This window comes from Halomonas sp. SpR8, assembly GCF_031010195.1.
In the GTDB taxonomy this organism is placed as follows: domain Bacteria; phylum Pseudomonadota; class Gammaproteobacteria; order Pseudomonadales; family Halomonadaceae; genus Vreelandella.
Map to the genome: position 1 here is coordinate 81,466 of NZ_JAUAMC010000013.1, position 13,194 is coordinate 94,659.

Consider the following 13,194-nt stretch of genomic DNA (forward strand, 5'->3'; position numbering starts at 1 on the left):
TTAAGCATTAAGCCGTGAGCGGGAAAACAAACACTTGGGAAAGGTCGAGGTGAATATCCACCGGTTGGCCTTCTGCGGGTAGGAACACCCCCGGTACGCGGGCGTGCAGGTGGGCTTCAAGGCCGTTTTCGCCATGGGCACACAGGTGCAGCAGGCTGGTTCGCCCCAGCAGCTTCGCCATTACCACATGGCTATGGCGATGGACATCAGCAGGCAAGTCGCGCTCAACAATACGCAGCGCCTCGGGGCGAATCATGATTTGCGCGTCGCTGCCCTCGGTTAATCCGGGGGCCGGCACCCGCCCAACAGGCGTGCTCACAGCGCCATCATGTACTTTGCCCTGCAGCTCATTGACGTCGCCAAAAAAAGTCACTACGAAAGGGTCTTGAGGCGCGCAGTAAAGCTCGCGGGGTGTCCCGGTCTGCACGATCCGCCCGTCGCGCATCAGCGCGATGCGATCGGCCATAAACATGGCTTCTTCAGGGTCGTGGGTCACCAGCAGCGTCGCCGCGCCGACCTTTTTCAGCACGTGGAGTGTGTCGTCGCGGATGCGGTCACGCAGGCGCGCATCCAGGCTTGAGAACGGTTCATCCAACAGCATTAGGCGCGGCGATGGCGCCAGCGCCCGCGCCAGCGCCACCCGCTGCTGCTGGCCACCGGACAGCATATGCGGGTAAACATCGGCATAGGCGGCCATACCCAACTGCTCAAGCAGCTGTGACGCCCGCTCGCGACGCTCGCGGGAGGCTAAATGCTTAAGCCCAAAGGTAACATTTTCCAACACGGTTAGGTGGGGGAAAAGCGCCGAATCCTGGAACGCCAGCCCAACATTGCGCTTCTCCGGCGGCACATGGCGCTGACCTGGGCCGGCAATATAAATATCTTCCAAGGCAACGCTGCCCTCTTGCAGCACTTCAAGGCCTGCCGCGATTCGCAGCAGCGTTGTCTTTCCACATCCCGAGGGGCCCAGCAGGCAAACTACCTCGCCTGGGGCAACGCTTAAGTCCACGCCTTTCACTACCGTATCGCCATCATAGGCATGACGTACATTATGCAGGGTTAACGCCGATGAGCCAGGCACCGCCGAGGCGACCTTCAGGGTTGCTGTCATAAATCCCCACTTTGCAGCTGGGCAAACCGCCCGACAAACGACTAAACGCGGATTGTGTACATTTGAAAGTTATTTGCATTGTATTTTTTATTACAATGAGATGCACGTCTAGTGCCTTTCGTTGAATGCGGTTGGTTAGCATTTACCTTGACCTCAACGGGGATAAAAGCTTGAATACTCACCGCTGATAATGCAACTTATTATCAAAACTGAAGGGAGATATTCATGATGACAAAAGCACGCCTAACGCTATCAGTCGCCGCCATTCTGGCGGGCTCCGCCGTTGCTAGCAGCGCTCTAGCAAACGAACTTAACCTCTATTCTGCTCGCCACTACGACTCTGACGAGCACCTCTACGATGTTTTCACCGAAGAGACAGGCATCGAAGTCAACCTGCTTGAAGGCGACTCCGACCAGCTGATCGAGCGTATTCAGCGCGAAGGCGTGGCAAGCCCGGCGGATGTCATGATGACCGTCGATGCAGGTCGTCTCTGGCGCGCGGAAGATGAAGGTATCTTCCAAAGCGTTGAGTCAGACGTTCTCAACGAACGCCTACCCGAAGCGATGCGCCACCCTGACGGCCTGTGGTTTGGCTTTAGTCAGCGCGCCCGGGCGATTTACTATAACCGTGAAAGCTTCGACCCAAGCCAGATCGAAAGCTACGAAGATCTGGCCGACCCGCAGTTTGAAGGCAAAGTGTGCATTCGCTCTTCCAACAACATTTACAACCAGTCACTGCTGGCCTCAATGATTGAGCATCACGGCGAAGAGGGTGCCGAAGAGTGGGCCCAGGGCGTGGTTAACAACATGGCGCGCGATCCAGAAGGCGGCGATACTGACCAGATTCTCGGCGTTGCCAGCGGCGAGTGCGAAATCGGCGTAGCCAACCACTACTACTATGTGCGCCTGCTGAAATCTGACGACGACGCCGAGCGTGAAGCGGCGCGTAAAGTGGGCATTATTTTCCCCAACCAAAATGACCGCGGCACCCACGTCAACGTTGGCGGCGCCGGTGTGGTAGAAGGCGCGCCCAACCGCGACAACGCCATCCGCTTCCTGGAGTACCTGGCTTCAGACACCGCCCAGGAAATCTTTGCCTCCGGCAACAACGAGTTCCCGGTGGTTGAAGGCATCAAGAAAGATCCGGTGCTGGAATCCTGGGGCAACTTCAAAACGGATGATGTAAATATCAGCGTATTGGGTGAAAACAACCCTGAAGCGATCCGCATTTTTGATCGCGTCGGCTGGCGTTAAGCGTCACACGTCATACTAAAAGCCCGAGGCACTATTTAAAACGCCTCGGGCTTTTTATGCCAGCCATTTCCTCCTGTGCATTCCCCCGTGAATTCGACAACGTCAGACTTAAGGCTCAATAGCCATCATCGCTTCACGCATTTGCTCTGCAAGTACAGCGATGGACATTGGTAGCGCCCTGTCGCCATGACCACAGAGCGTTAACCGAGCTTTGGGGATATGTTGATCCAATAAAGGCTTGAACAACAGCTCTTTATGCGACAGTTCCCGAGCGATATCGAGCCGGTTTAGAAAGGCGACACCCAGACCTGCGCGAGCCAATGATTTGAGCGCCAAGATACGATTGCATGATGCTAATGGTTCGAGCTCGATATTAGCGCGAACCAGTAACTGCTGAAGCGTCGAACCATGAAACATTTCGCTGTCAGGCAGCAAGGCAGGATAGGGGATGCAATCTCTCAATCTAAGCGCCTCATGCTCTGCCAAGGGGTGGCTCGGTGCTACTACTGCGCCGAACTCTAACTCGACCTGTCCTAAAAAGCGTACCTTCGGCGTCACCGGTGGGTTAATACACAGGCCAATGTCCGCATCTCCCTTGCGCACCTGATCGAGAATCGTCTCGGTCAGTCCAGTCATTACCACAAAACGCACCCGAGGAAATCGCCCTCGGAATTCAGCTAAAACATTGGGTAACAATTGATCGGTCAATGACTCGACGGTAGCAATCCGCACCTCCGCGCAGCCAGTGCCTCGGATTTCACCAAGGTACTCTTGCAACTGGCGCTCATCGCGTTGCCACTGGCGTACTTGATAGAGAATTAACTCACCCGCTGGCGACAACCTGAGCCCGCGAGGCAGTCGCTCGAACAGCGGTACGCCCAACTCACTTTCCAGTTTAAGAATTTGTCGATTAACGGCCGATGCTGCCACATGTAAGCGCTCAGCCGCCTTACGCAAAGATCCTTGCCGCGCCACCTCTTCAAAATAACGCAATCCTGGCAATAGCAAATGCATTCAGCGTCCCCCCTCTCGTCGCCTCACTGTTGCCAATAAGGCAACAGTAGATACTAAATATTATTATGGACTAGAACAGATAGGCCCCGCTAGGGTTGCCATGTCGGTAGAAAAAACATCTGACGAGACGAAGCTCGATTGACGGCCGAGCCACATAACAACTAGAGGAATAGCTATGCATCACATCCTAAAACCACCTGGTTTGGTGGTCGAACCTGTCGATGAACGCCTACCCATAGGAACACAGTTGCTGTACGGACTGCAGCATGTCCTGGTGATGGCAGCTGCCCCCATTACCGCAGCTTTTCTGATCGGCCATACCCTTGATCTATCTGATGACGTTACTGTCGGCTTGATGAGCGCTATTTTTCTGGCTTGTGGCCTCGCTGGCATTCTTCAATCAGTGGGTATTTTCGGCTTTGGTGCTCGACTACCCTTCGTACAAGTCCCCGGAGGCGCCCCATTGGTAATTTTTCTGGGGATTGCCCAAGCAACCGACCTACAAACCGCTAATGGCGCGGTCATTCTAACCGGCTTCTTCTATTTCCTGGCGCTTCCCTTCTTCACCAAGCTGTTGAAGTACTTTCCGCCAATTGTGATTGGCACCATGCTGCTGCTTGTCGCTGTCAACCTCATCCGTATTTTCGGCGGACTAATCACCGGGCGACCTGACTCAGTAGGATTTGCCAGCATGGGCAATATTGGTCTTGCCCTGTTAACCATTAGTTGTACAGTGCTTTTCGCCCGCATTTTTACTGGCATGTGGCAACGTATCGCTGTGATGTTAGGTTTGTTGGCTGGCGCTGCCATCGCCATTCTTAGCGGCACCATGAGTTTTGAAGGCGTGCTTAACGGCCCTCTAATTGCTGTGCCCCAGCCCTTCCCATTCGGGCTACCAACATTCGATCTGTTTGCCTCATTGCCGCTGATCATATTTTGCGTGGTATCGATGACTGAAGCCACCGGGCAAACTTTAGCAACCGCTGAAATCGTTGGTCGAAAGGGAGACCACAAAGTCATTGTGCCTCGCAACATTCGCGCTGATGCGCTGGGGTCAATCTTCGGTGGCTGTTTCGGTACCTCACTGATTATCACCAGTGGTGAGAACATAGGCATCATTCGCGCCACCGGGGTACGTTCTCGCTACGTGACCATCGCCGCCGGTGCCATGCTGGTAGTGCTCGCCCTGTGCGCTCCGCTGGGCAGACTGGCGTATGCCATACCTAGTGCCGTGGTAGCGGGTACTGCAGTGATCGTGTTCGCCATCATTGGGGTAATGGGAATCAATATTCTGCGTCGCGTCGACTTCGACCAAAATGGCAATATGTTCATCCTTGCAGCGGCTCTTGCCATGGGACTGCTGCCCATCGTGGTGCCAGGCTTCTATAGTGCCTTTCCCTCTCATTTGCAGATTATCCTTGGTAATGGCTTGGCCATGGGCACCGTGACGGCGGTAGTAGTCAATATCTTATTTCATCACTTGGGAACCCCGCAGAAACCCGACGATGCAACCGCTTTTAACTCTGTTTCCGAAGGAAAATAAAGATGGCTATGTTTCACGCAGCTTACTCATCATTGACCCCTGATGCCTTCGCCGCCGAACGCTTACTGCTACTTCCTGAAGAAGTACTGTTGTCCGATGGCTGCCATTCAGGCAAGGCCGTACTGATAGCCGACGGCCGCTTCCAGGAGGTGGATGATGCTGAGTCGCTCATCCAGCGTCATCCAGATTTATCTCCCATTACGCTGCCAGATCAGTTATTGATGCCAGGCTTCATCGATACTCACCACCATCTCACCCAGTCACTTGGCAAGTCCCTCGTGTGCGGCGAGCCCTCTGAGATTTTTAAACGGATCTGGGTGCCACTAGAAGGCAGCCTGGATGAGGAGTTGCTTCAGCTTTCCGCCAAGTTGGCGGCATTGGAAGCACTTCGCGGCGGCTTTACCACTGCTGTAGATGCCGGAACTCGATCTGCTGCCGATACAGCGTCTATCGCGCTTGCCGCCGAAGAGACAGGATTACGCTGCGTATTAGGCTTTATCTGCAATGATCAAGGTGGCACAACAGGCAAGCAAGACGTTAAGCAGATACTTAACCGCGCTGAACACCATCTTATTCGCTGGGAAGGTAACAAACTCATCAAGCCGTCACTGGCGATATCAATACCTGAGGCGGCAAGTGACACGATGCTGCATGCTACCTCTGCCCTATGTGCTGAAGCTGGAACCATTTTTCAGACCCATGTGAATGAACACCTTCAAGCTGTAGAGCGATCACTGGTGGCCCGCCGGCAACGTCCCCTAGAGCATTTATATAGCATCGGTGCGCTAGGTCCCCAAACCTTGATTGCCCACGCTACTCTGGTAACACCTGATGAGCTCAACATGTTGCGTGACACCGATACGGCTGTCGCCTTCAACCCTGTGGCTAGCGCCTGGAAAGGTAATGCGGTTGCCCCAGCACTGCAGATGGCAGCCTTAGGTATCCGCTTTGGACTAGGTACGGATGGTACCCGAAGTGATGCTTTCCGCTTGATGGATGCCGCAGAAACTAGCCAGCGTCTCGCATTTGGTCTCTCCACCGGTGATTCTTCATGCGGGGGTGGCTGGAGATGGCTAGAACATGCATCGCGATCCGCCGCCGATGCCGCTGGCTTAAAAGGCCTGACGGGAGAGATTGCTCCGGGGATGGCCGCTGACTTTTTACTGGTCGATCTGGCGGTGCCAGAAATGACGCCAACCTGGGATCGCATTTGGGAGTTGGTTCGCTACGCGAATCGTGACCAATTAACAGCAGTCTTCACCAATGGTCGCTTACGATTATGGCAAGGTTGGCCAGTGGAGTGGGACGGCAGGGCTCTGCTACGTAATATCCGTGAAGCGGCTGTCGCTGTGCACCAAGCTCCAATTTACCGCGTACATCCCACCGCCACACAGCACCGCGCTCAATACCGCGAGGCGACAACCCCACAACCTACTCTTTCAATTGAAGGTTACAATCCATGAGCGATATCTGGACCTTCTTATTGCTGGCAATTGCTACAGGTATTGCTGCTTTCATCCAGGGTGCTGTGGGAATCGGTTTCGCGTTGATTGTAGCTCCAGTGATGGGGCTATTACGCCCAGATCTATTGCCCATCGCGCTATTAATCTTGATGCTGCCTCTCAATGCGTATGTCGGTTTGCGTGAACGTAACGCGATCGACTGGAAGGGGGTGGGCTGGGTCAGCCTAGGGCGGTTACCCGGCACTTTTGTCGGACTCGGCATATTGGTAATAATGTCCGCCAATGGACTCAATCAGCTCATCGGCGCCTCAACGATTCTTGCCGTATTGGTAGCCTTGTTCGCCCCTGTATTTCAGCCACGCCGTAGCGCTTGTGCCACGGTCGGCATCATCACTGGCGTGACAGAAACCGCCACAGGGGTTGGTGGCCCTCCCTTGGCTCTGCTCTATCAGCATCTTCCTGGGCCAGTGTTACGTTCCACCATCGCGCTCTGCTTCTTGATCGGAGAACTAGTATCGTTAGCTATCCTGGCAATCGCTGGACAATTTCAGCCCCACCAATGGCTCTGGGCGCTAGCCTTGCTGCCAGCACTAGCCATAGGTAGTTTCACCAGTCGACTGATGCATCATAAGTTAGATGCACGGCGTCTACGTGTCGGGGTACTGTCGTTCGCCATGATATCTGGCATCGTATTACTGATTCCCAGATAAAGAGCTTCTGAAAGACAGGCACCTTTTTGTGTGAGCGCTACTTAATGCGCTTCATCCCAGTTGGCGCCGCTCTCCGCCTCGACGATTAGCGGTACTTTTAGCGCTGCCGCGCCCTGCATACGCTTTTGCACTTGCTCGATAAACGCTTCGACCTGCTTCTCGGCCACTTCAAACACCAGTTCATCGTGCACCTGCATGACCATCAACGCGTCGAACTCGCCTTCGGTTAGCCACGCATCCACGCTGATCATCGCCTGCTTGATGATATCCGCCGCGGTACCCTGCATCGGCGCATTGATTGCAGTGCGCTCGGCGCCTTGGCGGCGGTTGCGGTTTTGCGACTGGATTTCCGGCAGGTAGAGGCGCCGACCTAATACAGTTTCGACGAAGCCATCTTCCGCCGCCTGGGAGCGAATGCGCTCCATATAACGGGCCACGCCGGGGTAGCGGTCGAAGTAGCGGTCAATATAAGTCTGCGCCTGGTTACGCTCGATATGCAGCTGGCGCGACAGCCCCCAGGCGCTCATGCCGTAGATCAAGCCGAAGTTAATCGCTTTGGCGCTGCGCCGCTGATCGCCAGAGACTTTCTCAAGGGAGGTGCCGAAGACCTCCGCTGCGGTGGCGGAGTGGATATCGCGTCCTTCGGCAAAGGCTTCCAGCAGGCCTTTATCTTCGGAAAGGTGCGCCATAATGCGCAGCTCAATTTGCGAGTAGTCGGCGGCGACAATGCGGTAACCAGGGCGGGCGATAAACGCCTGGCGAATCTTGCGCCCCTCTTCGGTACGGATAGGGATGTTCTGTAAGTTGGGGTCTGACGACGACAGCCGCCCGGTGGCGGTGACCGCCTGGTGGTAGCTGGTATGCACTCGGCCGGTGGCTTTATTGAGCAGCCGCGGCAGCTTGTCGGTGTAGGTGGATTTAAGCTTGGCCAGCCCCCGGTGCTGCATAATCACTTTCGGCAGCGGGTAGTCCAGCGCCAGCTCTTCCAGCACGGCTTCCGCGGTCGAGGGCGCGCCTTTAGGGGTTTTCTTGAGCACCGGGATTTTCTGCTCTTCAAACAGAATCTGCCCCAACTGCTTGGGCGAGCCCAGGTTAAATTCCCGCCCGGCGAGTTCAAACGCCTCGCGCTCTAACTCGCCAATGCGCTTTTCTAACTGCTGGCTCTGCTTGTGCAGTAGATCTGCATCCACCGCCACCCCGTTACGCTCAATGCGCGAAAGCACTTTGATCAGCGGCAGTTCGATATAATCGAGCACTTCTGCCAGGCGCCCTTCATTCTCAACCTGGGGGCGCAGCGTTTGCTGCAGCCGCAGGGTGATATCGACATCTTCACAGGCGTAAGGCGCCGCCTGCTCCAGCGCTATTTGGTTAAAGGTCAGCTGCTTGGCGCCTTTACCGGCAATCTCTTCAAAGGAGATGGTTTTTTCGCCCAGATACTTCAGCGCCAGCGAATCCATGTCGTGGCGCGTGGCAGTTGAGTTGAGCACGTAGGAGGCCAGCATGGTGTCGGCAAACGGCCCCGCCACGGAAATTGCGTAGTTAGCCAGCACCGAAATATCGTACTTAAGGTTCTGGCCAATTTTGGTTTTTTTAGGATCTTCCAGCAGTGGCTTTAACGCGGCGAGTACGGTTTTACGGTCAAGCTGTTGGGGGGCATCCAGATAATCGTGGGCCAGGGGTATATAGGCCGCCTCCCCCGCTTCCAGCGATAAGCCGACGCCGACGATTTCGGCATCCATATAGTTGAGGCTGGTGGTTTCCAGATCAAAGCAGAAGCGCTCAGCGTCTTGTAGCCGCGCAAGCCAAGCCTCAAAGTCTTCCTGTTCGAGAATAATGTGATCTTCACGCACAGATGCTTTAGCAGCAGCGCTCGACACCTCGGACTTGGTTCCTACCTCATCAGCGCTCGCGGGCGCAGGCTCGCCGCCTTTAACGTCATCTACGCCTTCGTCTTTGCCTTCCAGCAGCTCGCCCAGCCACTGGCGGAACTCCATTTCTTTATACAGCGTGACCAGCGCCTCGCGATCCGGGTGGGCGATATCTAAATCATCCAAGCCCACCGGCAACTCGCAGTCGACCTTGATGGTCGCCAGCTGATAGGAGAGAAACGCCTGATCGCGATGTTCTTCCAGCTTTTTGGGCAGCGTTTTCGCGCCCCGGAAGGTGAGCGTTTTGACCCGCTCTAAATCGCCATAGATGGTCTCCAGCCCGCCGCCCATGCCTTGCAGTAGGCCAATCGCGGTCTTTTCACCCACGCCGGGCACGCCGGGAATGTTGTCGACCTTATCGCCCATCAGGGCGAGAAAATCGATAATCAGCGCGGGCGGCAGGCCAAACTTTTGCTCCACGCCCGCCTCGTCCAAGGTTTCATCCTTCATGGTGTTGACCAGCGTGATATGCGCATTGACCAGTTGCGCCATGTCTTTATCGCCGGTGGAGATCACCGCGTCGCGTCCCGCCTGGGTGGCATGGTGGGCCAAAGTACCAATTACATCGTCCGCCTCGACACCTTCAACGCACAGCAGCGGCAGGCCCAGCGCTTTTACGCAAGCGTGCAGCGGCGCAATCTGGCTGCGCAGATCATCGGGCATGGGCGGGCGATGCGCTTTGTAGTCACTGTACATATCATCGCGGAAGGTTTTACCCGGCGCGTCGAACACCACCGCCATGGGGCTGTCGGGGTAATCCTTAATCAGCCGTTTGAGCATGTTCAACACACCTTTCACTGCGCCCGTCGGCTGACCACTGGAGGTCGTTAGCGGCGGCAGCGCGTGGAAGGCACGGTAAAGGTAGGAGGAGCCATCTACGAGGACGATCGGAGCGCGAGCCATAACCAAGTTCCATTATTGAAAAATTACTAAAATGAGTTGCTACCATGATACCCGCTGCGCGGGTTGCCTGCAGAGTCAAACTCTCCTCTCTTTAACACAACAACGCTGCCAACTAAGCGACCAAGCCGCTACAATAATGGGCTTAGCAACCTGGGCGAGACTCTCATGGCTGTATTTACCCCGCTTAGCGACGCACAGGTCGCCGCGTTTTTAGAAAAATTTGATGTTGGCAGTTTCGTTTCCCTACAGGGCGTCGCGAACGGCACCGAGAATTCAACATTTTTTGTGACCACCGACCGCCGTGAACTTGTTCTGACCCTTTTTGAGCAGGGCGAGCACGAGGAACTGCCGTTCTTTGTTGAGCTGTTGGACTATCTAGACGAGCACCGCTTACCTGTACCCGGCACCATTCACGACCGTGAAGGTATCGCGCTGCATAGCCTGGAGAGCAAACCGGCGCTACTCTACCCGCGCCTGCCTGGGCGGCACCCCGAAGCACCCAATTTAGCTCAATGCCGTACTTTGGGGGATACCCTGGGCCGCCTGCACGTGGTGTCGAAACGCTTCCCCGGCCATCGCCCGAACCCACGGGATCTGAACTGGCTACAGGTGATGCACCATAAGGTGTTGAGCTACCTGAGCCCCGCAGATCAAACGCTGATGAAGGATGAAGTCGACGATTTCGAAAGTGCCTTTACGCAGCACGATGCGCTTCCCCAAGGCGCCCTGCACGGTGATCTGTTTCGCGACAACACCCTGTTTGAGGGTGACCAGCTTGGCGGTATTATCGACTTTTACAATGGCTGCACCGGCGATCTGCTGTTTGATTTGGCCATTGTGATCAACGACTGGGCCTCTAACGACGATGGCACGCTCAATCCTGAGCGTTACAACACGCTGTTGAGTGCCTACCAAGCGCGCCGCCCATTAACCGCGACTGAGCGGGAACTGTGGCCCACCATGCTGCGCATGACGGCGCTACGCTATTGGCTGTCGCGTTTGCTGGTGGTCTATGTTGATCCACCCGCCCACGATTTGACCCCCCACGACCCTGACCGTTTTCGGACCATTTTAACCGCGCGCATTGCCCACGGGGCACTGCCGCTGCCTGAGGTTTCTGCATGAGTGTGATGGCGACGACTAGTCCTGCCCAGCGCGCACGGCGCACCTGGAATATCGACCAATGGGGCAGCGGCTACTTCGATGTCGACGATCACGGCCAAGCGCTGGTACGCCCACTGGGCAGCGATGCAGAAGGCCCGGCGCTACCGCTAAGCGGCCTGGTTCGCCAGTTGCAAAGTGCCGGGCTGCGCCTGCCGGTACTGGTGCGCTTTAGCGATATTCTGCATGACCGCGTCGAGCAGCTATGTGGTGCCTTTGATGCCGCAATGAGCGACTGCGATTACCAAGGTGGCTACACCGCGGTTTACCCGATTAAGGTCAATCAGCAGCGCCGTGTCGTCGAGGAGATTCTGGCCACTGCCGAGCGCGGTAATGGCCGGGTGGGGCTGGAAGCGGGCAGCAAACCCGAACTACTGGCAGTGCTGGCGCTTTCCGACGGCGGCTCCTCGCTCATTGTATGTAACGGCTATAAAGACCGCGAATACGTGCGTCTGGCGTTGCTAGGGGAGAAGCTGGGCCACAAGGTCTACTTGGTGGTCGAAAAACTCTCCGAGCTGCAGTTGATCCTAGAAGAAGCTCGCGAGCTGGAGGTCACGCCCCGCATAGGCCTGCGCGCCCGCCTGGCCTCGGTGGGTAAAGGTAAGTGGCAGAATACCGGCGGCGAAAAATCCAAGTTTGGTCTCACCGCCAGCCAGATACTTGAAGTCGTCGATACGCTGCGTCGCGAGGATGCGCTGGAAAGCCTGCAGCTGGTGCACTTCCACTTGGGCTCCCAGATCGCCAATATTCGCGATATTCAGCGCGGCCTGCGCGAATGCGCACGCTTCTACCAGAACCTGATGGAGCTGGGTGCGCCGATCGATACCGCGGACGTCGGCGGCGGCCTGGGCATCGACTACGAAGGCACACGCTCGCGCAGCTTCTGCTCCGCTAATTATTCGATGCGCGAATACGCGCGAAACGTGGTGAGCGCCTTTGCTCAGCTATGCCAAGAGGCGGGCCTCCGGCAGCCTCATCTAATCAGTGAATCGGGCCGTGCGCTGACCGCCCACCACGCAGTACTGGTTACCAACGTAATTGGTGAAGAACGCATTGACGACACCCCGCCGGAACGGCATGCGCTAGGCGGAAGCCAAGAAGATATTCAAGTTGAGCTGCTGTGGCGCGTGTATGAGCAACTCGCCACAGCCCAGGAGCCGCGCATGCTGGTAGAGGCATGGCACGATCTTCTTCAAGCGGTGAGTGAACTGCAGGATCGTTTTGTGATGGGTCTAAGCGACATTACCACCCGCGCTGAAGGTGAGCGGGTGTATATGGCTGCCTGCGCGCGGCTGCGCACCCAGCTTGATACCCGCAATCGTGCCCATCGGGAAATTATGGATGAGCTGGCGGAGAAGCTTGCCGATAAACTGTTCGTCAACTTCTCGCTGTTCCAGTCAGTGCCTGACGTTTGGGGTATCGAGCAGATATTCCCGGTGCTGCCGTTGAGCGGGCTCGATCAGGCCCCCATCCGACGGGCGGTGATTCAGGATATCACCTGCGATTCCGACGGCCGCATCGACAGCTACGTCGACGGCCAAGGGGTAGAGAGCACCCTGCCACTGCCCGAATGGCCATCAGACGACGAGCGCTGGTTAGGCTTCTTCCTAGTGGGCGCCTATCAGGAGATACTCGGCGATCTACACAATCTGTTCGGCGATACCGATTCTGTTGATGCGGCACTCAATGCAGATGGAGAATGGTCGCTTTCAAACCCGCTGGCAGGGGACTCGGTGGCCCAAGTACTTGCTTACGTCAATTTCAACGCCAATGTGCTCAAGCAGAAACTCACTGATCAGTTGGCGGCAAGCGGCTTGACGGCTGAAGAGCAGGCACGCTTTGCGGCTAGCTTAAGCGAAGGACTAGAGGGCTATACCTATCTTGAATGAGCTATCTCGAACAGCCTCTAACAGCTTGGCTTAAATGGCCTGCCTAGAGAGGTTGGCTTAAACAGTTCAAAAAGAAACGCCACCTGCGGTTTGAACTGACCCCCAATAGTTGGACGGTTGGTTCTCTCAACTAGCTGACATGGCCTGAGTCCTGTATTGCACGGGACTCAGGCCTTTTAGTTTCTGCTTGATCCTCTGATGATTATAGTAATGGATGT

The 13,194-nt window shown here is 55.9% G+C and carries 10 protein-coding genes; 6 read left to right on the forward strand and 4 right to left on the reverse strand.

Annotated elements, in window-relative coordinates; translation table 11 throughout:
* Positions 1–7: 7 nt before the first annotated feature.
* Positions 8–1,111 carry an ABC transporter ATP-binding protein gene (locus tag QT230_RS19695; RefSeq protein ID WP_308323860.1) on the reverse strand — a complete coding sequence of 368 codons (1,104 nt, stop codon included), beginning with the start codon at positions 1,109–1,111 and terminating at the stop codon, positions 8–10.
* A gap of 228 nt (positions 1,112–1,339) precedes the next feature.
* On the opposite strand from QT230_RS19695, the gene QT230_RS19700 reads away from it, so the two are divergent.
* A complete protein-coding gene (locus tag QT230_RS19700; protein ID WP_308323870.1) occupies positions 1,340–2,365 on the forward strand; it encodes a Fe(3+) ABC transporter substrate-binding protein in 1,026 nt (341 codons plus the stop codon).
* A 108-nt stretch (positions 2,366–2,473) separates the two neighbouring features.
* Here the strand turns inward: QT230_RS19700 and QT230_RS19705 are convergent, their stop codons facing one another.
* Positions 2,474–3,379 carry a LysR family transcriptional regulator gene (locus QT230_RS19705; protein ID WP_308323861.1) on the reverse strand — a complete coding sequence of 302 codons (906 nt, stop codon included), beginning with the start codon at positions 3,377–3,379 and terminating at the stop codon, positions 2,474–2,476.
* A 175-nt stretch (positions 3,380–3,554) separates the two neighbouring features.
* Here QT230_RS19705 and QT230_RS19710 point away from each other — a divergent pair, with 175 nt between their 5' ends.
* Genes QT230_RS19710 through QT230_RS19720 form a run of 3 tightly spaced genes read left to right on the forward strand, consistent with a single transcriptional unit; the run spans position 3,555 to position 7,095 of the window.
* A complete protein-coding gene (locus QT230_RS19710) occupies positions 3,555–4,922 on the forward strand; it encodes a solute carrier family 23 protein (protein ID WP_308323862.1) in 1,368 nt (455 codons plus the stop codon).
* A 2-nt stretch (positions 4,923–4,924) separates the two neighbouring features.
* Positions 4,925–6,385, forward strand: coding sequence for an amidohydrolase family protein (locus QT230_RS19715; protein ID WP_308323863.1), 1,461 nt, complete (start codon positions 4,925–4,927; stop codon positions 6,383–6,385).
* Positions 6,382–7,095 (forward strand): sulfite exporter TauE/SafE family protein, encoded by a 714-nt coding sequence (locus QT230_RS19720; protein ID WP_308323864.1) that lies wholly within the window; start codon positions 6,382–6,384, stop codon positions 7,093–7,095. The genes QT230_RS19715 and QT230_RS19720 overlap by 4 nt, the downstream gene beginning before the upstream one ends.
* Before the next feature lie 41 nt (positions 7,096–7,136).
* On the opposite strand, the gene polA is transcribed toward QT230_RS19720, so the two are convergent.
* Positions 7,137–9,926 carry a DNA polymerase I gene (gene polA / locus QT230_RS19725; RefSeq protein ID WP_308323865.1) on the reverse strand — a complete coding sequence of 930 codons (2,790 nt, stop codon included), beginning with the start codon at positions 9,924–9,926 and terminating at the stop codon, positions 7,137–7,139.
* 165 nt (positions 9,927–10,091) lie between these two features.
* Here polA and QT230_RS19730 point away from each other — a divergent pair, with 165 nt between their 5' ends.
* Together QT230_RS19730 and speA are read left to right on the forward strand one after the other, a co-directional pair.
* Entirely contained in the window at positions 10,092–11,051 is a 960-nt protein-coding gene (locus QT230_RS19730) for a homoserine kinase (RefSeq protein ID WP_308323866.1), read from the forward strand.
* Complete coding sequence (speA, locus tag QT230_RS19735) at positions 11,048–12,976, forward strand: biosynthetic arginine decarboxylase (RefSeq protein ID WP_308323867.1); 1,929 nt, start codon at positions 11,048–11,050, stop codon at positions 12,974–12,976. Before QT230_RS19730 ends, speA begins: the two co-directional genes overlap by 4 nt.
* Before the next feature lie 126 nt (positions 12,977–13,102).
* Here speA and QT230_RS19740 read toward each other — a convergent pair.
* A partial coding sequence (locus QT230_RS19740; RefSeq protein ID WP_308323797.1) for an IS3 family transposase occupies positions 13,103–13,194 on the reverse strand: 92 nt, incomplete at its 5' end.